This is a genomic window from Allobosea robiniae (assembly GCF_900102525.1).
GTDB classification, from domain to species: domain Bacteria; phylum Pseudomonadota; class Alphaproteobacteria; order Rhizobiales; family Beijerinckiaceae; genus Allobosea; species Allobosea robiniae.
Map to the genome: position 1 here is coordinate 337,587 of NZ_FNBZ01000001.1, position 24,070 is coordinate 361,656.

Annotated in this window: 26 protein-coding genes and 1 tRNA gene; 9 read left to right on the top strand and 18 right to left on the bottom strand. The window is 66.6% G+C overall.

Translation table 11 applies throughout. From position 1 onward, the window contains the following. Window positions 1-224 precede the first annotated feature (224 nt). The 3 genes from BLQ70_RS01440 to BLQ70_RS01450 are packed head-to-tail and all read left to right on the top strand — an operon-like array spanning window position 225 to window position 4,176. Window positions 225-1,778 (top strand): undecaprenyl-phosphate glucose phosphotransferase, encoded by a 1,554-nt coding sequence (locus BLQ70_RS01440; RefSeq protein ID WP_091855528.1) that lies wholly within the window; start codon window positions 225-227, stop codon window positions 1,776-1,778. Continuing rightward, window positions 1,775-3,019 carry an O-antigen ligase family protein gene (locus tag BLQ70_RS01445; protein ID WP_091855529.1) on the top strand — a complete coding sequence of 415 codons (1,245 nt, stop codon included), beginning with the start codon at window positions 1,775-1,777 and terminating at the stop codon, window positions 3,017-3,019. Before BLQ70_RS01440 ends, BLQ70_RS01445 begins: the two co-directional genes overlap by 4 nt. Next, entirely contained in the window at window positions 3,016-4,176 is a 1,161-nt protein-coding gene (locus tag BLQ70_RS01450) for an acyltransferase family protein (protein WP_170843274.1), read from the top strand. The genes BLQ70_RS01445 and BLQ70_RS01450 overlap by 4 nt, the downstream gene beginning before the upstream one ends. A 52-nt stretch (window positions 4,177-4,228) precedes the next feature. On the opposite strand, the gene BLQ70_RS01455 is transcribed toward BLQ70_RS01450, so the two are convergent. Both BLQ70_RS01455 and BLQ70_RS01460 read right to left on the bottom strand, forming a co-directional pair. Beyond that, on the bottom strand, window positions 4,229-5,047 hold the full coding sequence (locus tag BLQ70_RS01455) for a class I SAM-dependent methyltransferase (protein ID WP_091855530.1): 819 nt from the start codon (window positions 5,045-5,047) through the stop codon (window positions 4,229-4,231). A gap of 231 nt (window positions 5,048-5,278) precedes the next feature. Then, window positions 5,279-5,356, bottom strand: a tRNA-Pro gene (locus tag BLQ70_RS01460). Window positions 5,357-5,944: 588 nt separating this feature from the next. Between BLQ70_RS01460 and BLQ70_RS01465 the strand changes: the two genes are divergently transcribed. Next, window positions 5,945-6,187, top strand: coding sequence for a hypothetical protein (locus BLQ70_RS01465; protein WP_091855531.1), 243 nt, complete (start codon window positions 5,945-5,947; stop codon window positions 6,185-6,187). A 52-nt stretch (window positions 6,188-6,239) separates the two neighbouring features. On the opposite strand, the gene BLQ70_RS01470 is transcribed toward BLQ70_RS01465, so the two are convergent. Together BLQ70_RS01470 and BLQ70_RS01475 are read right to left on the bottom strand one after the other, a co-directional pair. After that, a complete protein-coding gene (locus tag BLQ70_RS01470; protein WP_091855532.1) occupies window positions 6,240-6,863 on the bottom strand; it encodes an alpha/beta hydrolase in 624 nt (207 codons plus the stop codon). Window positions 6,864-6,969: 106 nt separating this feature from the next. After that, a complete protein-coding gene (locus tag BLQ70_RS01475) occupies window positions 6,970-7,902 on the bottom strand; it encodes a ring-cleaving dioxygenase (RefSeq protein ID WP_091855533.1) in 933 nt (310 codons plus the stop codon). 202 nt (window positions 7,903-8,104) lie between these two features. On the opposite strand from BLQ70_RS01475, the gene BLQ70_RS01480 reads away from it, so the two are divergent. The 4 genes from BLQ70_RS01480 (at window position 8,105) to BLQ70_RS25510 (ending at window position 11,003) form a co-directional block, all read left to right on the top strand. Continuing rightward, window positions 8,105-8,530 carry a DoxX family protein gene (locus BLQ70_RS01480; RefSeq protein WP_091855534.1) on the top strand — a complete coding sequence of 142 codons (426 nt, stop codon included), beginning with the start codon at window positions 8,105-8,107 and terminating at the stop codon, window positions 8,528-8,530. A gap of 47 nt (window positions 8,531-8,577) precedes the next feature. Then, entirely contained in the window at window positions 8,578-9,543 is a 966-nt protein-coding gene (locus tag BLQ70_RS01485; protein WP_091855535.1) for a LysR family transcriptional regulator, read from the top strand. A 157-nt stretch (window positions 9,544-9,700) separates the two neighbouring features. Beyond that, on the top strand, window positions 9,701-10,744 hold the full coding sequence (locus BLQ70_RS01490; protein ID WP_061964009.1) for a peptidoglycan-binding domain-containing protein: 1,044 nt from the start codon (window positions 9,701-9,703) through the stop codon (window positions 10,742-10,744). An 88-nt stretch (window positions 10,745-10,832) separates the two neighbouring features. After that, entirely contained in the window at window positions 10,833-11,003 is a 171-nt protein-coding gene (locus tag BLQ70_RS25510; RefSeq protein WP_170843275.1) for a hypothetical protein, read from the top strand. Window positions 11,004-11,013: 10 nt separating this feature from the next. On the opposite strand, the gene sugE is transcribed toward BLQ70_RS25510, so the two are convergent. From sugE to BLQ70_RS01525, 7 genes are all read right to left on the bottom strand, one after another. Continuing rightward, window positions 11,014-11,322 (bottom strand): quaternary ammonium compound efflux SMR transporter SugE, encoded by a 309-nt coding sequence (gene sugE / locus BLQ70_RS01495; RefSeq protein ID WP_091855536.1) that lies wholly within the window; start codon window positions 11,320-11,322, stop codon window positions 11,014-11,016. Window positions 11,323-11,477: 155 nt separating this feature from the next. Continuing rightward, the gene (locus BLQ70_RS01500; protein ID WP_244511870.1) at window positions 11,478-12,005 is read right to left on the bottom strand and encodes a MerR family transcriptional regulator; all 528 of its coding nucleotides are present in this window, start codon (window positions 12,003-12,005) and stop codon (window positions 11,478-11,480) included. Further along, the gene (locus BLQ70_RS01505; protein ID WP_047573001.1) at window positions 12,002-12,316 is read right to left on the bottom strand and encodes an integration host factor subunit alpha; all 315 of its coding nucleotides are present in this window, start codon (window positions 12,314-12,316) and stop codon (window positions 12,002-12,004) included. Before BLQ70_RS01505 ends, BLQ70_RS01500 begins: the two co-directional genes overlap by 4 nt. Window positions 12,317-12,506: 190 nt before the next feature. After that, window positions 12,507-13,484 carry a beta-ketoacyl-ACP synthase III gene (locus BLQ70_RS01510; RefSeq protein ID WP_091855537.1) on the bottom strand — a complete coding sequence of 326 codons (978 nt, stop codon included), beginning with the start codon at window positions 13,482-13,484 and terminating at the stop codon, window positions 12,507-12,509. 12 nt (window positions 13,485-13,496) lie between these two features. Further along, window positions 13,497-14,555, bottom strand: coding sequence for a phosphate acyltransferase PlsX (gene plsX, locus BLQ70_RS01515; RefSeq protein ID WP_061964015.1), 1,059 nt, complete (start codon window positions 14,553-14,555; stop codon window positions 13,497-13,499). Window positions 14,556-14,669: 114 nt separating this feature from the next. After that, window positions 14,670-15,227 carry a YceD family protein gene (locus BLQ70_RS01520; RefSeq protein WP_091855538.1) on the bottom strand — a complete coding sequence of 186 codons (558 nt, stop codon included), beginning with the start codon at window positions 15,225-15,227 and terminating at the stop codon, window positions 14,670-14,672. Further along, window positions 15,217-15,762: a ubiquinol-cytochrome C chaperone family protein gene (locus tag BLQ70_RS01525; RefSeq protein WP_091855539.1), complete on the bottom strand. Its 546-nt coding sequence runs from the start codon at window positions 15,760-15,762 to the stop codon at window positions 15,217-15,219. The genes BLQ70_RS01520 and BLQ70_RS01525 overlap by 11 nt, the downstream gene beginning before the upstream one ends. 137 nt (window positions 15,763-15,899) lie before the next feature. On the opposite strand from BLQ70_RS01525, the gene BLQ70_RS01530 reads away from it, so the two are divergent. Beyond that, window positions 15,900-16,394 carry an outer membrane protein assembly factor BamE gene (locus BLQ70_RS01530; RefSeq protein WP_170843276.1) on the top strand — a complete coding sequence of 165 codons (495 nt, stop codon included), beginning with the start codon at window positions 15,900-15,902 and terminating at the stop codon, window positions 16,392-16,394. Window positions 16,395-16,479: 85 nt separating this feature from the next. On the opposite strand, the gene BLQ70_RS01535 is transcribed toward BLQ70_RS01530, so the two are convergent. The 7 genes from BLQ70_RS01535 to ribH form a co-directional block, all read right to left on the bottom strand. Further along, window positions 16,480-17,406, bottom strand: coding sequence for a DMT family transporter (locus BLQ70_RS01535; protein WP_091855540.1), 927 nt, complete (start codon window positions 17,404-17,406; stop codon window positions 16,480-16,482). A gap of 226 nt (window positions 17,407-17,632) precedes the next feature. Beyond that, window positions 17,633-19,789: a sodium-translocating pyrophosphatase gene (locus tag BLQ70_RS01540; protein WP_091855541.1), complete on the bottom strand. Its 2,157-nt coding sequence runs from the start codon at window positions 19,787-19,789 to the stop codon at window positions 17,633-17,635. Between the two features lie 214 nt (window positions 19,790-20,003). Further along, complete coding sequence (allE, locus tag BLQ70_RS01545) at window positions 20,004-20,804, bottom strand: (S)-ureidoglycine aminohydrolase (protein WP_061964025.1); 801 nt, start codon at window positions 20,802-20,804, stop codon at window positions 20,004-20,006. 33 nt (window positions 20,805-20,837) lie between these two features. Next, on the bottom strand, window positions 20,838-22,040 hold the full coding sequence (locus tag BLQ70_RS01550) for an MFS transporter (protein WP_091855542.1): 1,203 nt from the start codon (window positions 22,038-22,040) through the stop codon (window positions 20,838-20,840). 36 nt (window positions 22,041-22,076) lie between these two features. Continuing rightward, a complete protein-coding gene (gene thiL, locus BLQ70_RS01555) occupies window positions 22,077-23,072 on the bottom strand; it encodes a thiamine-phosphate kinase (protein WP_091855543.1) in 996 nt (331 codons plus the stop codon). Continuing rightward, window positions 23,072-23,539, bottom strand: a complete 468-nt coding sequence (gene nusB / locus BLQ70_RS01560) for a transcription antitermination factor NusB (RefSeq protein WP_061964031.1) — start codon at window positions 23,537-23,539, stop codon at window positions 23,072-23,074. The genes thiL and nusB overlap by 1 nt, the downstream gene beginning before the upstream one ends. Beyond that, complete coding sequence (ribH, locus tag BLQ70_RS01565) at window positions 23,536-24,045, bottom strand: 6,7-dimethyl-8-ribityllumazine synthase (RefSeq protein WP_061964033.1); 510 nt, start codon at window positions 24,043-24,045, stop codon at window positions 23,536-23,538. The genes nusB and ribH overlap by 4 nt, the downstream gene beginning before the upstream one ends. Window positions 24,046-24,070: the final 25 nt, after the last annotated feature.

Below are 24,070 nucleotides of genomic sequence, written 5' to 3' on the forward strand. Positions count from 1 at the left end.
CTGCGCCAAATCACTGGCCGACCAAGACAAAATCCACTTTTTCGCCATCGCGTTTTGGCACCCTCCATAGAGCATGCGGCAAGCGCCTTCGCGGCGCTCCGGAGCCTTACGAATCCGCCGAAACAGCAAGCGGTCGGGTTAAATGTTCCGAGAGCAATTTCGGATACAGCCGAACCGGATCGCCGCACTCCGGCGCGACGCTCCGAGTTGAGGGTGTATGGGTCATGGGGACTTTCGACGTCCGCGATATGATGAAGGCGGATGCGGCCGCCTCGGCCTCGCCGGCGATGTTCGGTGGGTCCGACAAGGGCCAGACGCGGCGCTTCCACCCGCTGGCCGAGCGCATCGCGGCCATTCCCGTCAAGCCGACGCTGTCGCCCGTGATGATCGAAGGCGCGGCCCGGCTGCTCGACCTGATCGCCGTGCTCGGGACTGGCGGGCTGATCTACTGGCTCTATGCGGCCGGCAAGGTCGAGTACACGCTGCCCTATCAGGTGACGGTCGCGGCGCTGGCTCTCGGCTCGCTTGCGGTCTTCCAGGCGCTGCAACTCTACCCGATCGGAGCGCTGCGCCATTTCGTCGGCAGCGGCGTGCGCCTGGTCGCCGGCTGGACGATGCTGTTCCTGGTCGCGCTCGCGGCCTTCTTCTTCCTGAAGATCGGCGATCAGGTGTCGCGGGGCTGGCTGATCGGTTTCTATTTCGCCGGTGCCGGCGCCCTGCTCGCCGGGCGCGTGCTCACCACGGCGGGCGTGCGCTATCTCACCCGCACCGGCCGGCTGGAGCGGCGCACGGCCATCGTCGGCGGCGGCGAGGCCGGCGAAGCGCTGATCCGCGCCCTGGAAAGCCAGAAGGATACGGGCCTGCGCATCTGCGGCGTCTTCGACGACCGCAACGACGAGCGCTCGCCCGATCTCGTCGCCGGCTATCCCAAGCTCGGCACGATCGACGACCTCGTCGAATTCGCACGCCGCACCAAGCTCGACCTCGTCATCTTCACCCTGCCGATCTCGGCGGAGGCGCGGCTTCTGACCATGCTGCGCAAGCTCTGGGTGCTGCCGATCGACATCCGCCTCTCGGCTCATCTGTCGAAGCTACGGTTGCGGCCGCGCTCCTATTCCTATTTCGGCGCTGTGCCGGTGCTCGACGTGTTCGACCGGCCGATCGCCGACTGGGATATCGTCGTCAAATGGGCGTTCGACAAGGTCGTCGGCACGCTCGCCCTGATCGCGCTCTCGCCGGTGATGCTGGTGACGGCGATCGCGATCAAGCTCGATACCACGGGGCCGGTGTTCTTCCGCCAGAAGCGGTACGGCTTCAACAACGAGACCGTCGACGTCCTGAAATTCCGCTCGCTGCGCAACGACATGGCCGACCATAACGCTGCCAAGCAGGTCACCAGGGACGATCCGCGCGTGACGCGCGTCGGCCGCTTCATCCGCAAGACCTCGATCGACGAATTGCCGCAGCTCCTGAACGTCGTGTTCAAGGGCGACCTGTCGCTGGTCGGCCCCCGGCCGCATGCCATCCATGCCAAGGCCTCCAACCGCGCCTATGAGCAGGTGGTGGACGGCTATTTCGCACGTCACAAGGTCAAGCCCGGCATCACCGGCTGGGCCCAGATCAACGGCTGGCGCGGCGAGACCGACACCGAGGAAAAGATCCAGCGGCGCGTCGAGCACGACCTCTACTATATCGAGAACTGGTCGGTGCTGCTCGACCTCTACATCCTGGTGAAGACGCCGTTCTCGCTCCTGACCAAGAACGAGAACGCCTATTGAGCGCGCTGGCGCAAAACCCGCCGCAGGCAGGCCGGGCCTCGCGCCTGGCGATTTCCTACGCCGCCATCAAGCGCGGCACCCTGTGGCTGCTCGGCGCCGCCAGCGGCCTCGCCCTGGTCGAGCCCTCGCCCTACGAGGTCGTCTTCCTGCTGGCGCTGTTCGTCTTCGCGCTCACCGGCATCCGGTTCTCGCAAAAGCTTCTGCCGCTCGCGGTCCTGCTGCTCGGCTACAATATCGGCGGCATCCTCTCGCTCATTCCCTGGATGGGCGACGGCGACTCGGTGCGCTTCACCGCGGTGTCGGTCTATCTGATGATCACCTGCGTCTTCGTCGCCGGGATCATGTCCCAGGATGCGGCCGGCCGGCTGGAGACCCTGCGCCGCGGCTGGCTGTTCGCCGCTTGGGTCGCAGGGTTTGCGGGGCTGCTCGGCTATTTCGACATTGCCGGGCTCGGCTCGATCTTCACGCTCTATGGCCGCGCCGCCGGAACGTTCAAGGACCCCAACGTGCTGGGCCCTTATCTGGCCCTGCCGATCGTCTATGTGCTGCAGCGCATCCTGACCGGCCAGGTCGGCATGGCGCGCGGCCTGGTCACGCTGAGCATCCCGCTCGCCGCGCTGTTCTTCACCTTCTCGCGCGGCGCCTGGGGCGTTCTCGTCGTCTCGACGGCGCTCATGATCGCCCTCACCTTCCTGACCGCTCCGAGCGCCGCCAGCCGGCGCCGGATCGTCACCATGTCGCTGGCAGCGCTCGTCGCCATGGTGGCCGCGCTCCTGGTCGCACTGTCCTTCGAGGATATCCGCAACGTCTTCGACGCGCGCGCCAGCCTCGACCAGGAATATGACCAGGGCGTCACGGGGCGCTTCGGCAACCAGTTGCGCGCCATCCCGATGCTGCTGGACGCGCCGAACGGTTTCGGACCGCTGCAGTTCCGCTGGCTCTTCAACCAGGCCGACCCGCACAACGTCTATATCAACGCCTTCGCCTCCTATGGCTGGCTCGGCGGGCTGTCATGGATCAGCCTGATGGTGGCGACCTGCTATGTCGGCTGGCGGGTGGTGTTCCGGCCCGGCCCGACCCAGCTCCACGCCATCGCGATCTGGTCGGTGCTCTTCGTCACCATCCTGCAGGGCTTCCAGATCGACAGCGACCACTGGCGGCATCTCTACCTAATGCTCGGCCTGATCTGGGGCCTGGCGGCACTCGGGCCGGGCGACGGCGGCGCGGGGGGGCGCTCATGACGGCGGCTGCGCCATTGGCCAGCGAAACGGCGCCATCCGGCCAGATCGAGAGCATCCAGGCCCTGCGCGCGATCGCGGCGCTGCTGGTCGTCCTCGGCCATGCCGCCCATGAGACGGAAGCCATCGGCGCGCGCGTGGGCCTGCCCGCCATCGACCTGTCCTTCATGCGCTGGGGCATCGGCGTCGACATCTTCTTCGTGATTTCCGGCTTCATCATGGTCCACACCTCGGCCGATCTGTTCGGCCGGCCGGGGGCATGGCGGGTATTCCTCACCCGGCGGATCGCCAGGATCGTGCCGCTCTACTGGCTCCTGACCAGCATCCTGCTGCTCGGCGGCCTCGCCGCTCCCCAGCTCCTGAACGTTCCGCTCGGCGACTGGCAGCACATCCTCGCCTCCTATCTCTTCATCCCGAGCCTGCGCGGCGGCGACGAGACCCGGCCTGTGATGGCGCTGGGCTGGACGCTCAACCTGGAGATGTTCTTCTACGTGCTGTTTGCCGGTGCGATGCTGCTGCCCCTGCGGCGCGGAATGGCCGCGCTCACGCTCGTTATTGGCGGCCTCGCCCTGGCGGGGATGCTGCTGCAGCCGGCGCAGGTCCAGCTCGCCTTCTGGACGCAGCAGATCATCCTCGAATTCCTGTTCGGCTGCCTCCTGGCACTGCTCCACAGGCAAGGCGTGAGCCTTCCGGGGCCGGGCGCTGCGCTGCTCGTGGTCCTCGGCTTCGCCGCCATCTTCAGGATTCACGGCCTCGACGCCGGGGAAACCACCCTGCCGGCGCTGCGCTGGGGCATCCCGGCCGTGATGATCGTCGCAGGAGCGGCGCTCTATCGCGGCGCCCCGCCGCGCCTGGCGCTGCTCCTCACCGGGCTCGGCAATGCCTCCTACAGCCTCTATCTGTTCCACCCCTTCGCGCTGCGCCCGCTCCGGGAGGTCTGGATCAGGCTGGTCGGCGGGTCACTGCCACTGGAGATCTACATCGCGGTCGCCATCGCGGTCGCAGCCGTCGCATCCACCCTGCTCTATCGCTGGGTCGAACGTCCGATCGGGCGCAGGCTGCGTTTCCCCTCCACCACGGGCACGGCGCGCGAACAGCGTCCGGCCATGGACAGATCACGCTGGGCAAAAGACGGCGAAGCCGGCCATACCGCAGGCTGAGGCAGGTCTTCTCAGTCCCGGTTGACGCCGTCTCGAAGCTGGCGAGGCGTGCTCAGCCCCGTCCCTTGCGGACGACGACATAGGCATAGGTCGTCACGAAGCTCCAACCGACACGCGCCGCCAGCGCGTTGAAGACGTGATCGACCTGCTTCAACCCCGGCATCCGGTCGAAATAGCCGTGCCCCCAGAAGCGCTGGACATGGGTTTCGGCGAAGCCCGCCCGCTTCAGCATCGGCTCGAGCAAGGCGGGGTTGCCGCGGCACCAATCATAGAGCGCGGGGAATTTCGGATCGCCGCCGCCGTCGCGACGCGCCGGGAACAGGGTGTGGACGATGGCGTGCGAGACCTTCTCCGGCAGGACATGGTTGAGGGCAAAGACCGGCGCCCAGAGCGTCGGGAAGAAGGCCAGCGCTACGCCGCCGGGAGCCAGCAGTTCATGGATATTGGCCCAGGCCCGCTCGACCCCGTCGACATGTTCGAAGACCATGCGCGACACCATCATGTCATAGCCGCCACGCGTGACATCCGGCTCGCTCAGGTCCCCGGCGATGTCGAAGCGTGCGGTCTTGAGTCCGCGCGCCGTCAGCGCCAGCTCGCCGGCATCGATATCGTTGACGATGAGATCGATGCCGTTGCGGGCGGCCTCGTCCTGGGTGAACAGGGGATCGCGGCCGCCACCGATCTCGCAGACGCGGCGCAGGCCGAACTGATGCGCCAGTCCGAGGATGGTCGCCTCATAGTGATCCCAGGCCCATTGCGAGTGCCAATCGGGCTTGATCTCGGTGAAGAAATTCGCAAGCGAACCGGCGGCTTCCGTCATCTCCCGACGGCCCGGCTCGGCGGCCGTGATCGCAAGACTCGCCATGGACATGATCGCTTCCGCCTCTTCGTGCCCTGCCCGCCCCGATCACAACATTGGCTGCGCGACGGCGCGAGAGCAACGACAAGCCTAAGGAAGGGTTAATCACGGGAGCCGCAACGGCGCGAGCGAAGGGCGAATCCATCGCCTCGAATCAGGCTCGGCTCATAGCGCCGCAAAGGCGCCTCGCGACGCCCGAAAGCATGCGAGAGATGGCTGGCCGTTGATTTTCAGGGATTTGAATGGTCGGAGCGAGAGGATTCGAACCTCCGACCCCTTGTCCCCCAGACAAGTGCGCTAACCGGGCTGCGCTACGCTCCGACGGGTCGGCTTATAGTGGCGAGGCGCGGCAGATGCAATGCGCTTCGAGACGATCATGAACAATCCCGTCGCATGACGGCAACGGCTCGTATCGCCCAGGCGATTGCCGTCAGGCCGACGGCGCCGAACCCGCCTTCTAGAGCGTCGGATCGGCGATCGACGGGCGCGGCCCTGATCCTCATTCTCGGAACCGGATCCGGACATCGCATCGGCCTTTCGAAAGCGGACACCCCAAATGGGGGCTGCGCGAACACTTGCGTTGGAGCGATGATGAAAGTGCGGCTCCGGGTCATTCGATCATGAAACACAAGCAACAGATGTCGCTTATCGCGCGGCGTGCCCAAATCCGGCGTGCGGCCGCCGGGCGGAAAGATCTCGCTTCGGCGCAGCCGGCGGTCCGCCCGGCCCTGCGCCTGGTCTCTTCGCGCTCCGAAGCCGAGCGAAACCAGCATAACCAGCATCGCGAACTGACCTCCGCCGTGGAATAGCCGCCGGCTTCCGATCACGAAGCGCGTTCAGGCAATGGTCATCTGCGATGGCCTTTGATGCCGACGCGGCACGCGGATTGCCGCTGCGTCGACGATCAGCATGGACGGTATCGCGTTGAGACAAAATGGTTTCCATTGCGGGGATTGCGGCTCGCCGGGCGTCTCGGTTCCGCACGCGCTCAGCGATGCGAGCGTGGTCTCCTGCGCCAATTGCGGATTGAGCCTGGGGTCCTGGGCGGAGTATCGCCAACGGATCGACATGGCCCTGATGGCCGAGCAGGCCGGGAAGGCGCGCCGCCTCATCGTGGCGGACCCGGTCGGAAACGTGCTCGCCCGGGCCTAGAGCACCGGACTGGATGCCGTAATCAGTCCGATGCTCCCGATGCCGCCCTTGATCAGTTGCGCGCCAGCCAGTCGCCGAGAAGGCCGATATCGGCCTGCCCGAGACCATGCCCCGCGGGCAATGCGCGATGCTCGACGGCGGCGCCGCTCTCACCGAGTTGGCGCGCCAGCGCTTCGGCATTGGCTTTCGGCACGATCGGATCGAGCGCGCCCGACAGGATCAGCACCGGCTTGCCCGTGAGATCGGCGCGCGGCGGCTCGGCGAAGGGAACCATCGCGCGCAGAAGCGCGGCACCGGCCAGGATCTCGGGCCGCTGCAGCAACAGCGCCGCCGCAATGTTCGCACCGTTGGAGAAGCCGAGCGCGATCGGCGCCGGCAGGCCGTAGCGCTCCCGGGCCAAGAGCACGAAATCGGCCAGCTCGTCGGTGCGCTGCCTGAGATCAGCCTCGTCGAAGACACCCTCGGCCAGGCGGCGGAAGAAGCGCGGCGCCGCTCCTTCGAGAACCTTGCCGCGCGGCGAGAGCAGGCTTGCTCCCGGCGCGACGGTGCGACCGAGCGAGAGGAGGTCGCGCTCGTCGCCGCCGGTGCCGTGCAGGAGCAGGAGCGGCCTGCGGGCCGGATCGCTGCCCGGCTCGAAGACATGGATGAAATCGGTATCGACGGTCGTGCCGGTCATGGTCCTCTCCCTTCATCGAGCGGAACCGCCCTGCCCCTTGCGATAAGCAGGCAGGGCGTCGTGGTGTCGCTCCGCCGCCCGCCTGAACGGCGGGCGGCGGGTCTCGTCAGCCGAGGTCGGGCAGGACCGCCTCGATCTCCTTGCGATGCGCCTCGTACTGAGGCGGCAACTTCAGCGAACGGCCGAGCTCGGCCGCGGGCTCGTCGATCGCGAAGCCGGGGATATCGGTCGCGATCTCGAACAGGACATGGCCCGGCTCCCGGAAATAGACCGAGCGGAAATAATTCCGGTCGCGCTGTTCCGTGGGGCTGATGCCGTGGTTCTGAACGAGACGGCGCACCATCTCCTCCTGCGCGGCGTCATCGGCCGCCCGGAAGGCGATATGGTGGACCGACCCTGCGCCCTGCCGGGCCGGCAGGAAGCCGCCGGCGACGCGCAGGTCGATCACCCCGCCGACCGCCGTGCCCTTCGCGGCATAACGGATCAACGTGTCCTCACGGCCGATCTCGGTGAAACCGAAAACGTCGCTCAGGATGGCACCCGTCGGCGCGGCTTCGGCCAGCAGCAAGCTGACGCTGTGGAAGCCGCGCAGCCCATGCTCGGCGGGAATGCCGCCGTCAGCCCAGGCCGGTTCCTTCTCGACACCGGGCAGGCCAACAAGGGCGAGCCTCATGCCGTCCGGATCGCGGAAGCTCAGCACGGTCTCGCCGAAGCGCTTGACCGGCACCTCATGCGGCACGCCCTGCTCGACGAAGCGATGCGCCCAGAAGCCGATCGAACCTTCCGGAACCCGGAAGACCGTCTCCTGCGTCTCGCCGACGCCGAGGCGGCCCGGAGCGGCATGCTCCCACGGGAAGAAGGTCAGGATCGAGCCGGGCGCGGCACCCACATCGCCGAAATAGAGGTGATAGGTGCCGGGATCGTCGAAATTGACGGTCTTCTTGACGAGGCGCAGGCGGAGCACCCGAGCATAGAAGTCGAGATTGCGGCGCGCCGGGCCAGAGATGGCGGTGACGTGATGAAGGCCGTTGATCTGCATGGCAAGCTCCTCCGTGTTCTCGATCGCGATGGGCAGATATCCGCCCCGTTGGCTGGAAGATCGGCATGGAAGCGGCCGAGCGCCAGAGGCAATTCATTGCATTGATGCAATGTGACTATCGCCAATCTACAATTTGATTTGCGCATAAGTCCGATCGATCTTCTGCCTCGAGACCAACCGGTCCTGTTTCAGGAGACGTCCCATGATCGACAATCGCCTCGCTCCTTATGGCGCCCTTGGCCTGCGCGTCGCGCTCGGCCTGATGTTCATCGCCCACGCCTATCTCAAGCTCGTCATCTTCACGCCCGCCGGCTTCGCCGGTTTTCTTGGGCAGGTCGGGCTGCCCGGCTTCCTCGCCTGGCCGATCATGCTGGCCGAGCTCATCGGCGGCATCGCCATCCTCATCGGCTTCCATGGCCGTCTCGTTTCAGCGGCGCTGCTGCCGGTCCTGCTGGGCGCTCTCGCCATCCACGCCCCGAACGGCTGGGTCTTCAATGCGCCGAATGGCGGCTGGGAATATCCGGCCTTCCTTGCGCTCACCGCCTTCGCGCATGTGCTGATCGGCGATGGCGCGCTTGCCGTCACCGGCACGCGCTCGGCCATCAGCGCCAAGCCGGCCTTGGCGTGACGCGAGCCCGCCTTGAAGGGGAGCGTCCCTTGGCCGAGAGTGAGCGGATGAATCAAGCCGCGAAGCCTCTGGCCTGGGACGATTTCCGCCTGATCAAGGCGATCGCCGACAAACGGGCGCTGCCGGCCGCCGCGGCAGCGCTCGGCGTCAACCACTCGACAGTGTTCCGTCGCCTCGGCCAGATCGAGGAGGCGCTCGGCACCAAGCTGTTCGAGCGTCACCGCAGCGGCTATGTCGCGACGCCAGCCGGCGAGGAGATGATCCAGCTCGCCGGCCGCGTCGACGACGACATCACCGCTTTCTCGCGCAAGCTCGCGGGGCAGGAGATCAAGCCGGCCGGCGAGTTGCGCGTCGCCACCAACGACTCCCTGCTGGTCGACCTGCTGACGCCGCTCTTCGCCCGTTTCCTCGCGCAATGCCCGGACATCCGGCTCGATATCCTGATCGGCAACCAAGCCGCCAATCTCTCCAAGCGCGACGCCGATGTCGCGATCCGCGCCACCGACAATCCGCCGGAGACGCTGGTCGGCCGCAAGCCCGCCCGGATCGCCTGGGCGCTCTATGGCCGTGCCGCCGATTTCCCCGATGCGGAGCTTCCCTCTCGTGAAAGCCTGTGGGAGCGCAGCTGGGTTTCGCTCGGCGACCAGTTCACCATGCTGAGCGCGGTGCGCTATCTCGCCCGCCACGTCACGCCGGAGCGTGTCGTCTACAAGCTCAATACCGTGCTCGGCCTCGCCGAGGCGGTCGAGGCCGGGATCGGCATCGGCTTCCTGCCCTGCTTCATCGGCGACACGCGCCCCGGCCTCAGGCGGTTCGGCGAGCCCGATCCCGATCTCGCAGCCGACCTCTGGCTGCTGACCCATCCGGACATGCGGCATACGCCCCGCGTCCGACTCTTCCTCGATTTCCTGGCGGTCGAGCTCGGGCGGTTGAAGCCGCTGGTCGAGGGGGAGCGCCCGATCGGCCGGACCGCGGCGCCGGTCGGTGCGCCTGCGGAATCCCAGCTTCCATAGCAGGGTCCCTCGCCTCTCATCCCTCATGTGAATGACGAGGCCGGAGCTTCCGCAATGTTAGCTCTGGAGGAAGGCGGCAGCCTGTTTCGGGCGCTGCCGGAATCGCGGCGCTGGCGGCCGCCCGCGATTGTCAGGCCAGCCGCGACGGGGGCCGAACATGCCGGAGCCTGCCAAGAAATCGATCGCCAAAGGGGCGCGCTGCAACAATACAGCCTCGGTCCAGCACACGATCAACATGGTCAATGGCGGCAAGAACAACCTCAAGGTCGACGGCATCTTCGGTGACAACACCGAAAGCGCGGTCAAGACTTTCCAGCGCGCCTGTGGGCTTGGGGACGATGGCAAGGTCGGCAACGACACCGCGACCCGCCTGTTCGACGAACATTCGCTGACGCAGACCATGACCTTGATGATTCCCGAGAAGGCCTTCGAGCTTACCGGGAAGAGCCTGCCGCCGCCGCCGCTGCTCGACGCGGCGGGCGCCCTGCTATCGCGCGACAAGCTGGTCAAACTCTGGACCGATGCGCCACGGCTCGAAAAGACAGGGCTCGAGCTGCCCCAACTGGAGCTACGGCAGCCGGGACTGCGCACCGCGACGATGATCGCCCACGGCGTCAAGCAACTGGGGCCGTTCCATGTCCTGGACAAGCTGCCGACATTCGACCCTCGGCTGCCCCATACCCTGTATCTTTACGGCGAGTTCAAGGATTTCAAAGGCTTTTCCGTCAGCTATTCGGTCGACAAGGTCCTGCAACCGCAGCTACCCGGTTTCATACGACCTTATTTCAAGAGCGAGTTCGTGCCTAAAGCCAGCATCGAAGATCGCAATCTCTCGGTCGAGTTTCGTTCGTCCGCCGGCATCTCGACACCTGTGATCAATGTCGCCAACCGCTTGCAGTTGGGAGCCCAGGCCAATTTCTGGACGACGATCAAAGGAGCCATCGGCCTGGGCGGGGCTATCGGCCAGGCCTCCGCGGGGGCCAAGATCGAGACGAAGGCAATCGCCAACATCACGAAATCGGAAGTGCGGCTTGGCCCAGTCCGGCAGATTCAGATCGATGCCGTCGTAGGCTTCGATGCGGGCGTCTCGATCCAGGCCTCGGTCTGGTCGGACCGGGCCAGGATCAACATCCTTCCGCCGGGCTTCGATTTCTCCTCCACCGTGGGCCTGCGCGTCGGAATCGAGTTCCAAAAAAAATAGCGCCGGCAGCCTTTGGCAGAATCCCGGCCGCCGAGCGAGGGCGACGGAAAATTTCCCATCGACCGGCTCCGTGCTGTAGGCTCGCCCGATGGAGATCGTCATTCCCCTGATCATCGGCCTCAGCCTGATCTGGCTGATTGGCCGCGGCGTGCCCTGGAACGCGAAGCTCATGACCATCCTGGTCACGCTCGCGATCATCGTCCTGATCGTCCTGATCGAGCGCGGCGGCTACTGGCCGGAATCCTGGCGCCGGAGCTGAGCCCCGGCGCTTACGCCGAGACCAGCTTGAGCCCGACGATCCCGGCAACGATCAGGCCGATGCAGGCGAGCCGCAGGGCGCCCGCCGGTTCGCCCAGCAGGGCGATGCCGAGGATCGCCGTGCCGATGCCGGTCCAGACCGCGTAAGCCGTGCCGACGGGCAGCGATTTCAAGGCAAGGCCGAGCAGGCCAAGGCTGACGACCATGCTGGCGCCGGTGAACACGGTCGGGACGAGCCGGGTGAAGCCTTGCGTGTATTTCAGGCCGATGGCCCAGCCGACCTCGAACAGGCCCGCGATGAACAGATAAAGCCAGGCCATGCCGGCGCTCCCCAACGATGAGGCGCGACGATCCGCGCCGGAAACGGGACGTGCCAGGTCGTCCTCGGCCTTGAAGCTATGGTCAAGAGCGGAGCGATCAACCCGCGTCGCGCCTGCATCGGCGCAAACGCCCCGGGCGCGACCGCAAGTCTGGATCAGGCCGTGTCCGGCGCCGGCTGCAGGGCCTGCTCGAGGATGCGTCGGCACTCGCCGAGTTCCTTCAGCACCGCCGTGAGGACCGAGATGTCGTCAAGCCCTTCGGGAACGGGCTGCCGATAAGGCGCCAGCCGTTCGGGTCCCGCCTCGGCAGCGGCGCCAGGACCGCCCGGCGTGACCGCCGGCGCTGCGCTGCTCATCGCCCCGATCGGCGCGCCCCGGCCGATCGCCTGGACATGGCGCGGCCCCTGCTCCTTCAGGATGCGCTGCAGGCCCTTGATCGTATAGCCTTCGCCATAGAGCAGGCGCCGGATGCCCTTGAGCAGGGCGACGTCGTCAGGCCGGTAATAACGGCGTCCGCCGCCGCGCTTCAGCGGCTTGATCTGGCTGAAGCGGGTTTCCCAGAAACGCAGGACGTGCTGGGGTATGTCGAGGTCTTCGGCGACCTCGCTGATGGTCCGGAAGGCATCTGGGCTCTTGGTGTCCAATTCGGCCTCTGTATCGCCGGCGTGGAACTCCAGGCTCACTCAGTCTCACCCTCACCCGTCTGCCCGTTGATGCGGGCCTTCATCACGTTCGAGGGCTTGAACACCATCACGCGACGCGGCTCGATCGGGACCTCAACGCCAGTTTTGGGATTACGCCCGATTCGTTCGCCTTTGTCTCGCACGACGAACGATCCGAACGAGGACAACTTCACATTCTCGCCGCGCGCGACCGCGTCGCAGATCTCGTCGAGCACCGCCTCGACAAGCTTCGACGACTCCGTCCGCGACAAGCCGATCTTCTGGTAGACAGCCTCGCACAGGTCCGCACGAGTGACCGTTTGCCCCGCCATTCATATCCTCCAAGGCGTATTGCGGGCGGCGGCCTGAAACCGCCAACCCTTCGCCATTATGGACGGCGGACGCTAGGCGCCCCCGTCGCGCGGGTCAATCCTCAAGCGCGGCGATTGTGCCGGCTTAGGCCAGAACCGACCCGAAATGACGATGATTCATGACAATTTTCGTGAATTATCTACCGCTGGGTCACCAGCGGATCAGGGCCGAGCCCCAGGTGAAGCCGCCGCCCATCGCCTCAATCAGGACGAGCTGTCCGCGCTTGATGCGGCCATCGGCATGGGCCTCGGCCAAGGCAAGCGGGATCGAGGCCGCAGAGGTGTTGCCGTGACGGTCGACGGTGACGACGACATGGTCGTGGCTGATGCCGAGCTTGTCGGCCGTAGCGTCGATGATGCGCCGGTTGGCCTGGTGGGGCACGAACCAGTCGATATCGGCGCCAGACAAGCCCGTCTGCTCGAAGGTGTGGCGTACCGTCTCGGCGAGGTTGGTGACGGCGTGGCGGAAGACCTCCTTGCCTTCCATGCGCAGGAAGCCGACCGTCTTGGTCGAGCCCGCGCCGCCGTCGACATAGAGCTTGTCCTTGTGGCGGCCGTCCGAACGGATATGGGTGGTGAGGATGCCGCGATCGGCAAGCGTCCCCTCGCCCGGCGCGGCTTTCAGCACGACGGCGCCAGCGCCGTCGCCGAACAGCACGCAGGTGGCGCGGTCCTCCCAGTCGAGGATGCGCGAGAAAGTCTCGGCGCCGATCACCAGGGCGGCGCGGGCACCGCCCGTGGTCAGGAACTTGTCGGCGGTCGCGAGCGCAAAGACGAAGCCCGAGCAGACCGCCTGCAGGTCGAAGGCCGCGCCGCCGGTAATGCCTAGCGCCGCCTGGATCTGCGTCGCCGTGGCGGGAAAGGTGTGATCCGGCGTCGCGGTCGCGACGATGATCAGGTCGATCTCGGACGGATCGATGCCGGCGTCGGCGATCGCCGCCTGCGCCGCCTTGAGGCCGACCACCGAGGTCGGCTCGTCATCGGCCGCGACATGGCGCTGGCGGATGCCGGTGCGCTGGACGATCCACTCGTCGCTGGTGTCGACGCGGGCGGCCAGCTCGGCATTCGTGACGATGCGCGCGGGCAGGTAGGAGCCGCAGCCGACGACTTGAGAGCGCAGGATGGACAAGAAGGTTGTTCCCTATTCCGCCTCGGCGGGCTGCGCGGCCATCAGCTCCGGACGCGTGCTCGCGGCGACCATTTCGCGGACCTTCGCCATCAGGTCCTCGCGTGCCATTTCATAGCCCAATTCGGCGGCGCTGGCGAAGCCGATCGCATCCGTACCGCCATGGCTCTTGATGACGATGCCTTCCAGCCCGAGAAAGACGCCGCCGTTCGACTTGCGCGGGTCGAGCTTGTCCTTCAGCGCCGCGAAGGCGCCACGGGCGAAGACATAGCCGATCTTCGCCATCAGCGAGCGGCTCATCGCGGCGCGCAGGTAATCGGCGATCTGACGGGCGGTGCCTTCGGCCGTCTTCAGGGCGATGTTGCCGGTGAAGCCCTCGGTGACCACGACATCGACCGTGCCCTTGCCGAGATCATCGCCCTCGACGAAGCCGTGATAGGCGAGATGCGGCAGGTTGCTTTCGCGCAGGATGCGGCCGGCTTCCTTGACCGCCTCGACGCCTTTGATCTCCTCGACGCCGACATTGAGCAGGCCGACGGTCGGCCGGTCGAGATCGAGCACGACGCGGGCCATGGCCGCGCCCATCACGGCGAGGTCGACGAGATGGCGCGCATCCGCGCCGATGGTGGCGCCGACATCGAGCACGATGCTCTCGCCGCGGGCCGTCGGCCACAGGCAGGCGATCGCCGGCCGGTCGACCTGCGCCATCGACTTCAGGCAGAATTTCGACATCGCCATCAGCGCGCCAGTATTGCCGGCCGAAACCGTTACATCCGCCTCGCCCGTCTTGGTCGCGTCGATCGCGCGCCACATCGAGGATTTGTAGCGGCCATAGCGCAACGCCTGGCTCGGCTTGTCGTCCATCTTCACCGAGACCTCGGTGTGGTGGAATGTCGTGACCGCCTTGAGCTTCGGGTGCTGGTCGATCAGCGGAAGCACCTGCTTCTCGTCGCCGAAGATGACGAATCGGGCATCCGGACGGCGCTCGAGCATCAACGCGGCGCCGGGTATGACGATGGTCGGGCCGTGGTCCCCGCCCATCGCATCGAGCGCGATTGTAACCGGTCTTGTCATGGAATTCTGGCGTGTCCCGGAGATGGCCGACCTTCAATCCGGGGCGGCTCAGTGCCGGCCGGACAATAGCGGTTTGGGCCAGCGCCGCAAGCCGCGCAAGGGCCGCGAAGCGCTTCAGTCACCGCGTTTCAACTTTGCCAGCGCCGCGAAAGGCGATTCCACGGCGGCGTCGCCCGCGGACGAGTCGAAGCTGGCACCGGGCTTGCGCGGATAGGGGTCGAGCGCCAGCGCGAGGAACTCCAGCGTGACCCCGCCGAGATCGATCACGCCGTCGATGATCGGCTCGGGCGGATCGTCCTCGTTCAGCAGCACTTCGATATCGATCTCGGTATCGTCCCGCTCGTTGCGCCGGGCGAAGGCCGCAGCCTCCTCCTCCGATGTGAAATCGAGCTTGACGGGTATGTCCAGCTGAACCGGGAACGGCTCGAGCGTCACGACGCAGGCCTGGTGGAGCCGGGCCGCGATGCGCCCTTCGAGCTTCACGCGCTCGCCATTGCGCGACACGACATGGCGCGCCTCCAGCAATTCGATGGACACGAGGCCGAGCTGCGCCGCGATGGCCGGCAGCTGCGCGGGCTCCGCCCGCACCACGACCTCGGTGCCTCGGGTGCGGATCGCCTCGATCCGGATCGGATGGCTGAGCGGCAAGGCTGGGGCACGATCAGGCGTCATGAGCGACCTCCCGGGCCGAGAAGGCGGGAAAGAGATTGTCCCGGTTCATGATGCCGTCCAGATCGGCGGTGGCGAGCGCCTCCTGTGCGGCACGGGCATAGGCAGCCAGCGCAGGCGCCGCTTCCGGTGCGCAGGCGTTGCGCCCCAGCGCTTCGGCCAGTGCCTCCAGGCCGGGAGCGGCCAGCGCGGCCTCATAAGCCTGCACCCGGCCGTAGAACATCTGGCCAATCTTCTTCATCTTCTTGGGCACGGCGACATCGCTGATGCCGCCATTGCGGAAACCGAGCTCGAGATAAGCGAAGCAGGCATCGATGAATTCCTGCGCCAGATCGGCGGCCGGAGGCGGCAATTCACGCAGCCTGCGCAGCACCAGCAGGACATGCAGGGTCAGCGATTCGAAACGGCCTTCGAAGCTGTCGGGAATCCCCCCATCGATATAAAGCGCAGGCAGGCGCGAGGCCTCGGCGACCCGCCCGAACAGCGTGTCCACAGGAGAGCGCCGATTGGCACGCTTGCCGAACAACCCGAAAATCACCTGTTTACTCCCGCCCGCTGCTGCCGGGGCGCACTCGCCTTGCCAAAGCCATTCTCGGGCGTTACGCCAACCCTTACCCTTTTGACAAGCGGCTTGGGATCGTCCCGGGCCGTGCTCGCCTTTCGGATCGTGCCCGCATGACCCAGATCACCCGCCGCACGGCTCTGCTCGGAGCCCTCGCGACCACCTCCCTCATGCTTGCAGGCTGCGGCCCCGATGCAGGCGGCTTCGTGCTGCCGACCTCGGCGGGCATCAACGAGGAGTTCAAGCGCGGCTTCGTGATGGACGATGCGCTGATCGCGCAGGTCAAGCCGGGAATGGACGTGCAGGCCGTGCTGACGACGCTCGGCACCCCGTCGACCACCTCGACGATCGGCAACCGGACCTTCTACTATATCAGCCAGACGATGCGTCGCCGGTTCCAGTTCCAGGACCCGCAGACCATCGACCAGCAGGTGCTGGTGATCTATTTCAACAAGAGCTTCAAGGTCGAGCGCATCGCGCATTACGGCCTGCAGGACGGCATCATCTTCGACTTCATCAGCCGCACCACCCCGACGGGCGGCGAGGAGCAGAGCTTCCTGCGCAACCTGTTCAAGGGCGTCACCAAGTTCAACCCGCTCGGCTCGTAAGCGGGGCGCCTTCAGGTCACCGGACATCAAAAGCCCGCGGTGCGAACCGCGGGTTTTTTTGCGCCTTCGCAGCACTGAGGGTCGATCAGGCTGCCGGCGAGCGACTGCGCAGCGGCAACGTCATCGCCAGCACGCCGGCGATGACGAGGACGAGCCCGGCCCAGGCGGTCGGCACCAGCGCCTCGCCGAGGAAGACCATGCCGATCAGCACGCCGGTGGGCACCCGCAGATAGGCGACCGATGTCGTCGCGACCGAGCCCAGCCGCGCGATCAGCCGGAAATAGATCACGAAGGCCAGAGCGGTCGAGATCAGCGAGAGCGCGACCAGCGCCTGGATCGATTGCACCGAGGGCGCCAGCGTCCAGGGCCGGTCCAGCACCAGGCTGAGCGGCAGCAAGACGAGCGCACCGCAGAGCAGCGAACCCGCAGCCGGCATGATCGGATCGAGCCCCTTGAAGCTGCGTCCGAACAAGGCCGCCCCGCCATAGCAGATGCTGGCGGCGACCAGGGCGAGCTGGGCCCAGAGCTGCTCGCCGAAACCCGACATCGCCTGCCTGCCGACGATCAGGACGGTGCCGGCGAGACCGGCGGCGATGCCGGCCAGGCGCAGGCGCGGCAGGCGTTCCGCCGAAGCCGACAGGCAGGAGAGCAGGACGACGAAGATCGGGCTGGTCGAGCTCAGGATCGTCGCCAGCCCGGCATCGACGCTGCGCTCTGCCCAGGCGATCAGGGTGAAGGGGACGACGCTGTTGAGGCAGGCCTGGACGATGAACAGTCGCCACGTCGCGAGGTCGCGCGGCAAGCGCAGGCCGCGCCAGCGGACGACCATGAGCAGAACGAGGCCAGCGATCAGGGTCCGGGCGGCGATCAGCGTCAGCGGCGGGATCGTCTCCACGCCGAGCTTGATGAAGGTGTAGGAGCCGCCCCAGAGCACGGCCAGCACCAGCAGGAGTGCGAACTCCACAGCGCGGTTGGGGGCAGCGGCGGGGCGGTCGAGCGTTTGCGTGGACATGGGTCCTCCTGGGGTTGGCGGGACCATGCCAGCGGGGCGGCACCGGCGCATGCGGGAACGCTACGGACCCGGCCGTAGCTTCGGAGCTTGATTCAAGAGGTTGTCGAACCGATTCAAGTCAGGTCCGCAAGCTATTGCCTTCAAACATTTTCCGCTCTCCGGCGAGTCCAAAGAAAAACCCGCGGCTTGCGCCGCGGGTTCGTAATTGTCTCGATGCTGCCTGCGATCAGGAATGCGCCAGGATCGCCAGCAGCAGGAGCGCGATGATGTTGGTGATCTTGATCGCGGGGTTCACGGCGGGGCCCGCCGTGTCCTTGTAGGGGTCGCCGACGGTGTCGCCGGTCACCGAAGCCTTGTGCGCCTCGGAGCCCTTGAGATGGCGCACGCCGTCCTTGTCGACGAAGCCGTCCTCGAAGCTCTTCTTGGCGTTGTCCCAGGCGCCGCCGCCCGAGGTCATCGAGATCGCGACGAAGATGCCGGTGACGATGACGCCCATCAGCATGGCGCCGACGGCTGCGAAGGCGTTGTTCTTGCCGGCGATCCAGTAAATCACGAAATAGGTCACGATCGGCGCCAGCACCGGCAGGAGCGAGGGCACCACCATTTCCTTGATCGCGGCGCGCGTCAGCATGTCGACGGCGCGGCCGTAATCGGGCCGGTCCGTGCCTTGCATGATGCCGGGCTTCTCCTTGAACTGCCGGCGGACCTCCTCGACGACTGAACCCGCCGCGCGCCCGACCGCCGTCATGCCCATGCCGGCGAAGAGGAAGGGGATCAGGCCGCCGAGCAGCAGGCCGACGACGACATAAGGGTTCGACAGGGTGAAATCGACCGTGACGCCCTTGAAGTACTGGAAGGTCGTCGATCCCGCCTTGTTGGCTTCCCCGATGAAGAAGTTCAGGTCCGAGGTATAGGCCGCGAAGAGCACCAATGCGCCGAGGCCGGCCGAGCCGATGGCATAGCCCTTGGTGATCGCCTTGGTGGTGTTGCCGACCGCGTCGAGCGCGTCGGTGGAGTGGCGGACTTCCTTGGGCAGGCCCGCCATCTCGGCGATGCCGCCGGCATTGTCCGTGACCGGGCCGAAGGCGTCGAGCGCCACGACGACACCGGCCAGCGCCAGCATGGCCGTCGTCGCGATGGCGATGCCGAACAGGCCGGCGAAGCTGTAGGACACGATGATGCCGGCGATGATGACGATGGTCGGCAGCGCCGTCGATTCCAGCGAGACCGCTAGGCCCTGGATGACGTTGGTGCCGTGGCCGGTCACCGAGGCCTGGGCGATCGAGACCACCGGGCGCTTGCCGGTGCCGGTGTAGTATTCGGTGATGACGACGATGAGCAGCGTCACCGCGAGGCCGACCAGCGCGCAGGCGAAGAGGCTGCCCGAGGTGAAGGTGACGTTCTGCGTCGTAGTGAAGGAGGCCGAGAAGCCGCCGAACATGGCGTAGTTCACCGCCGCGATCGCGCCGACCGACAGCACGCCGGCCGCGATGAAGCCCTTGTAGAGCGCGCCCATGATCGACTGGTTGGCGCCGAGCTTCACGAAGAAGGTGCCGATGATCGAGGTGACGATGCAGGCCGCGCCGATCGCCATCGGATAGAGCATCATCGTGCCGAGCACGGGCTGGCCGGCGAAGAAGATCGCGGCGAGAACCATGGTCGCGACCAGCGTCACCGCATAGGTCTCGAACAGGTCGGCCGCCATGCCGGCGCAGTCGCCGACATTGTCGCCGACATTGTCGGCGATGGTCGCGGGGTTGCGCGGATCGTCTTCGGGGATGCCGGCCTCGACCTTGCCGACGAGGTCGGCGCCGACGTCAGCACCCTTGGTGAAGATACCGCCGCCGAGACGGGCGAAAATCGAGATCAGCGAGGCACCGAAGCCCAGTGCCACCAGTGAATCGATCACCGTGCGGCTGGAAGGCTCGAAGCCGAGATAGGAGGTCAGGACGCCGTAGTAGACCGCGACGCCAAGGAGCGCGAGGCCGGCGACGAGCATGCCGGTAACCGCGCCCGCCTTGAAGGCGACGTCGAGGCCCTCGCCCAGCGACTGCATCGCAGCCTGGGCGGTGCGGACATTGGCACGCACCGAAACGTTCATGCCGATGAAGCCGGCGACGCCCGAGAGCACCGCGCCGATCAGGAAGCCGATCGCCACCCATTTGCCGAGCAGCCAGGCGAGCGCGATGAAGAGCACGACGCCGACCATGGAAATCGTGAGATACTGGCGCTTGAGATAGGCCTGCGCGCCTTCGGCGACCGCACCGGAAATCTCCTGCATGCGCTGGTTGCCGGCATCGCGCTTCATCACATCGCCATAGGCCCAGACGCCGTAGGCTATGGAAAGCGCACTCAATATGATGATGAGAAGCAGAGCTGACATTCGATTTCCTGACCCTAGAGCTTGCAGTCGGCGGGAGCGCTGTCGCTCCTCATTTTTTGCAGCATTGGACGTCAGGCAGCGAAAAAACGGGCCCTCAAGACTCAGGGCCCGCTCCGCGTCGCCAGTGTCAGGCGAATTTGTGGCAAGTTTCGGCGAAGAGCGCAAACGCCTCGACTGACAAATCCGCTCGAATGTCAGGCGAACCGGTAGATCGTCACAGGGCGAGGTCGCGATTGACGTTCTTGTAGAGCAGATAGCAGGCGTCACCGTAGCCGGTCGGATAGAATTGCTGCGGGCAAAAGCCGCCCATCCAGATGAAATCCCGCTCCCAGATCTCGTGCCAGTCGGCGCCAAGCAGGTAGAGTCCCTGCCCTTCCAGCATGTAGAGGCCGTGCTCCATCACATGGGTCTCGACCGCCGGGAAGCAGACGCCCGGCTTGAACCACATCAGGTTCATCTCGAAATCGAAGCGCATGTCGCCATAGGGCAGCAGGAACTGGAAGCCGCGCCCTTCCATGCCGGTGTGATTCGCCATCGGCACGGCGTCCTGATGCGAGACGATCGGCTCCGGCACGGCGAGCCCCGGCGCCGGCTCGTAGCGCTTGCGCAGGGCCAGCACGCGGACGCCTTCCGTCGATTCGTTGCGCAGGGTGAACGCGGTCGCCGGCGGCAGATAGGCGAACCCGCCCGCCGTGAGCGCCTGCATCGCACCGCCTGCGACGGCGATCCGGACTTCGCCGGAGAGGACATAGAAGAAGTGCTGGATGCCGTCTTCGCTGAAGGCGGCCGGCGTACCGCCGCCGGGCGCGATCTCGAGGACGTATTGAGCGAAGGCCGCGCCCATGACCGGCCCGGTGAGGACGCGCACGATCGTGTCGCGATATTGCGGCAGGCGGCTGACCAGCACGCCCTCCGGTGGCATGAAGGCGTAGTTGGATTTGATGACACCGCGATTATGCCCGATGGCGCCGGGCGGAACCTGGCCGGTCGCGGGCGGGAAGGCGCGGTTGTTCATCAGTTTGCTCCGATCGAGGTTAGCGGGCCTGGCTCAGGCCGTGGCGGGCCGCTGGAAGCGCTGCCATGCCACCAGCAGGAGAGCAACCATCACCGGCGGGAAGACCAGCCAGTTCACCGCATTCCAGCCGCCATGGCTGAGCAGGCCGCCCGACGAGAAGGAGGCGATGGCGACCGAACCGAAGACGAGGAAATCGTTGGCCGCCTGGACCTTCACCCGCTCCTCCGGCCGGTAGCAATCCGTCACCAGGGCCGTCGCGCCGATGAAGCCGAAGTTCCAGCCGACGCCGAGCAGGATCAGCGCCAGCCAGAAATGGCCGACGCTCAGGCCGGTGAGGCCGACGACGGCGGCAAGTGCGGTCAGGCCGAGGCCAACCGCTGTGACCGTGCCCTTGCCGAAGCGAGCGATCAGGCGGCCGGTGAAGAAGCTCGGCCCGAACATCGCCAGCACATGCCACTGGATGCCGAGCGTGGCGTCGCCGACCGAATGGCCGCAGGCGACCATCGCCATCGGCGCGGCCGTCATGACGAAGCTCATCAGCCCGTAGGCGACGAGCGAGGCCGTGACCGAGGCGATGAATTTCGGCTGGCGCATGATCTCGCCGAGCGGACGCCCGCCGCCTGAACGGACTGCGGCCACCGGCGGCGCACGCAGGCGCGAGACGATCAGGATCGCGACCAGCGCGAGCATGCCCTGGGCGATGAAGCTGGCGGCGAAGGGCGCGGCCGGCGTCAGGTCGCGCGTCCAGTAGACCGATTGCGGGCCGATGACGCCTGCGGCAAGGCCGCCGATCATGACCCAGGAAATCGCGCGGGGCCTGAAATGATCGGTCGCGGTATCGGCCGCCGCGAAGCGGTAGCTCTGGACGAAGGAGCCATAGAGCCCGCAAACGAAGGTGCCGAGGCAGAACAGCCAGAACAGGCGCAGCGAGACACCGCCGGCCGCAATGCTCGCACCTGCCGCGCCGACGAGCGCTCCGATCAGGTAGCCGCTGCGCCGGCCCAGCCGGCGCATGATCATCGCAGCCGGGATGACGCCCGCAGCGATGCCGAGTTGAAGCAGGCTGACCGGCACGGTCGCAAAAGCCTGGTCGGCCACGAGCTGCGCCCCGACAATGCCGCCAAGCGAGACGATGATCGCCGGATTGGCGCCGCCGAGCGCCTGGGCACCAGCGAGGACCAGCGCATTGCGCTTTGCGAGCCCGTCGCCATCAAGAGCCGGAACATGCTGATTCATCACAACGCGCCTCGCGGTCGCCGTGATGCGCCGCCGTCAGAAATGAGAGAAGGAGCCCTGCGCGAAGCTGTGCGCCCCACCCTTCCCGCGATAAGTCACCACACCGGCCTCGGCGGTGATCCGCCCGATCGGCGTCAGCAGAAGCATTGATCCTTCCGCCGCCGCAACCAGAGCAGGATATTCCCTTTCCGAGGCCGTGCAGAGAATTTCGTAGTCGTCTCCGCCGGTCCAGGCCAGTTCCGCCAGTGCGGGAGCGGCCATGAGCGCGGCGCGGGCCGGGCCCGAGAGCGGGATAGCGTCGAGATCGATCTCGGCGCCTGCGCTCGACGCTTTCAACAGCTTGGCGAGATCGCCGACGAGTCCGTCTGAGATGTCCATCGCCGCCGAAGCATGGCGCTGCAAGGCGTCCGCCAGAGCATGGCGCGGCTGCGGATGCAGATAGCGATCGGCGAGGAAGGCGCGATCCTCGGCGCCGAGCGTAGCGACCCAGTCCGGCTTGTCGGGGCCATGGACCTTGAGGCCAAGCGCGCCGTCGCCGATGCTGCCGGAGACGAGCACGACATCGCCCGGCTTCGCGCCGGAGCGTTTCACCATCCGCCCGGCCGGAACCGTGCCGAATGCGGTGATCGAGAGGGTGAGGGGCCCGCTGGTCGAAACGGTATCGCCGCCGATGAGCGGGCAGCCCGCCGCCTCGGCCATGCGGGCGAGGCCGCCCGCGAAATCGGCGAGCCAGCCCTCGGTCCAGCCGCGCGGCAAAGCGAGCGTCAGGACGAAGCCTTCGGGCTTGGCGCCCTTGGCGGCGAGATCGGAGAGATTGACGGCCAGCGCCTTCCAGCCGATCGCGTCCGGGGAATCGTCCGGGAAGAAATGGACGCCGGCGACGAGAGCGTCGGCGGTGACCACGACCTCATAGCCGCGGCCGGGCCGCAGCAGGCCGGCATCGTCGAGAAGCCCCAAGCCGCCCGGCCCGGCGATCGGCGCGAAATAGCGGGCGATCAGCTCGAATTCGCCGGGGCGGGACGGTTCGGTCATCAGGCGCTGGCTGGGTCGAACTCTTCGGCGCGGAAGTCGCGGGCCATGCGGTCGAGCACGGCATTGATCATGCCGATCTCGTCGCCCTCGTAGAAGGCGCGCGCGACCGCGACATATTCGGAGATCACCGCGCGGGCCGGCACGTCCTTGCGGAAGGCGAGTTCATAGGCGCCGGCGCGCAGGATCGCACGCACCACGGCCTCGACGCGCTTCAACGGCCAGTCCTTGGCCAGTAGTTCGTCGACCGTGCGGTCCACCAGGCGCTGCTCGCGGACGACGCCGCCGAGGATGTCGCGGAAGAAGGCGATCTCGGCTTGCGGCAGTTCGATCTCCTCGACCTCCTTGCCGATCCAGAAATGCTCGAACTCGGCCATCGCCTCGACGACGCCGCGGCCGCCGATTTCCATCTCGTAGAGCGCCTGCACGACCGAGAGCCGCGCCCCGCGCCGCTTCTCGGCGCGGCTCATTGGGACGGCTCCGCCAGGGAGCGCTTGTAGCGCAGCACGGCGAGCGCCGCTTCGGCGGCCCCGCCGCCCTTGTTCATGTCCGAGCGGTTGGCGCGAGCCCAGGCCTGTGCCTCGTTCTCGACGGTGAGGATGCCGTTGCCGAGCGGGAGCGCAAAAGCGACCGAGAGGTCCATCAGCGCGCGCGAGCTTTCGCCGGCGACGATGTCGTAATGGCCGGTCTCGCCGCGGATGACGGTGCCGAGCGCGACGACCGCCTCATAGGGATCGACTGACTCGTCGGCGGCACGCAGGCCGATGACGATCGCCGAGGGGATTTCAAGCGCACCGGGGACGGTGACGACGTCGACGCGGCAGCCTGCCTCTTCCAGCACGGCAGTCGCGCCGGCCAGCAGTTCATCGGCAAGCTTGTCGTAGAAACGTGCCTCGACGACGAGGACGCGGGCGCCGTCGATCTCGACGGCAGGAGTTGCGGCCTTGTCGGCCGAGGTCTGCCGGGGTCCGGCCATTTCTTGTGTCCTTCTTGGAACGTGA

What these genes read in the sequence shown, in the direction of transcription:
- BLQ70_RS01440 (WP_091855528.1), top strand. Translation starts at nt 225, where the DNA reads ATGGGGACTTTCGACGTCCGCGATATGATGAAGGCGGATGCGGCCGCC.
- BLQ70_RS01450 (WP_170843274.1), top strand. Translation starts at nt 3,016, where the DNA reads ATGACGGCGGCTGCGCCATTGGCCAGCGAAACGGCGCCATCCGGCCAG.
- BLQ70_RS01455 (WP_091855530.1), bottom strand. Translation starts at nt 5,047, where the DNA reads ATGTCCATGGCGAGTCTTGCGATCACGGCCGCCGAGCCGGGCCGTCGG.
- BLQ70_RS01465 (WP_091855531.1), top strand. Translation starts at nt 5,945, where the DNA reads ATGGACGGTATCGCGTTGAGACAAAATGGTTTCCATTGCGGGGATTGC.
- BLQ70_RS01470 (WP_091855532.1), bottom strand. Translation starts at nt 6,863, where the DNA reads ATGACCGGCACGACCGTCGATACCGATTTCATCCATGTCTTCGAGCCG.
- BLQ70_RS01475 (WP_091855533.1), bottom strand. Translation starts at nt 7,902, where the DNA reads ATGCAGATCAACGGCCTTCATCACGTCACCGCCATCTCTGGCCCGGCG.
- BLQ70_RS01480 (WP_091855534.1), top strand. Translation starts at nt 8,105, where the DNA reads ATGATCGACAATCGCCTCGCTCCTTATGGCGCCCTTGGCCTGCGCGTC.
- BLQ70_RS01485 (WP_091855535.1), top strand. Translation starts at nt 8,578, where the DNA reads ATGAATCAAGCCGCGAAGCCTCTGGCCTGGGACGATTTCCGCCTGATC.
- BLQ70_RS01490 (WP_061964009.1), top strand. Translation starts at nt 9,701, where the DNA reads ATGCCGGAGCCTGCCAAGAAATCGATCGCCAAAGGGGCGCGCTGCAAC.
- BLQ70_RS25510 (WP_170843275.1), top strand. Translation starts at nt 10,833, where the DNA reads ATGGAGATCGTCATTCCCCTGATCATCGGCCTCAGCCTGATCTGGCTG.
- sugE (WP_091855536.1), bottom strand. Translation starts at nt 11,322, where the DNA reads ATGGCCTGGCTTTATCTGTTCATCGCGGGCCTGTTCGAGGTCGGCTGG.
- BLQ70_RS01505 (WP_047573001.1), bottom strand. Translation starts at nt 12,316, where the DNA reads ATGGCGGGGCAAACGGTCACTCGTGCGGACCTGTGCGAGGCTGTCTAC.
- plsX (WP_061964015.1), bottom strand. Translation starts at nt 14,555, where the DNA reads ATGACAAGACCGGTTACAATCGCGCTCGATGCGATGGGCGGGGACCAC.
- BLQ70_RS01520 (WP_091855538.1), bottom strand. Translation starts at nt 15,227, where the DNA reads ATGACGCCTGATCGTGCCCCAGCCTTGCCGCTCAGCCATCCGATCCGG.
- BLQ70_RS01530 (WP_170843276.1), top strand. Translation starts at nt 15,900, where the DNA reads ATGACCCAGATCACCCGCCGCACGGCTCTGCTCGGAGCCCTCGCGACC.
- BLQ70_RS01535 (WP_091855540.1), bottom strand. Translation starts at nt 17,406, where the DNA reads ATGTCCACGCAAACGCTCGACCGCCCCGCCGCTGCCCCCAACCGCGCT.
- BLQ70_RS01540 (WP_091855541.1), bottom strand. Translation starts at nt 19,789, where the DNA reads ATGTCAGCTCTGCTTCTCATCATCATATTGAGTGCGCTTTCCATAGCC.
- allE (WP_061964025.1), bottom strand. Translation starts at nt 20,804, where the DNA reads ATGAACAACCGCGCCTTCCCGCCCGCGACCGGCCAGGTTCCGCCCGGC.
- BLQ70_RS01550 (WP_091855542.1), bottom strand. Translation starts at nt 22,040, where the DNA reads ATGAATCAGCATGTTCCGGCTCTTGATGGCGACGGGCTCGCAAAGCGC.
- thiL (WP_091855543.1), bottom strand. Translation starts at nt 23,072, where the DNA reads ATGACCGAACCGTCCCGCCCCGGCGAATTCGAGCTGATCGCCCGCTAT.
- nusB (WP_061964031.1), bottom strand. Translation starts at nt 23,539, where the DNA reads ATGAGCCGCGCCGAGAAGCGGCGCGGGGCGCGGCTCTCGGTCGTGCAG.
- ribH (WP_061964033.1), bottom strand. Translation starts at nt 24,045, where the DNA reads ATGGCCGGACCCCGGCAGACCTCGGCCGACAAGGCCGCAACTCCTGCC.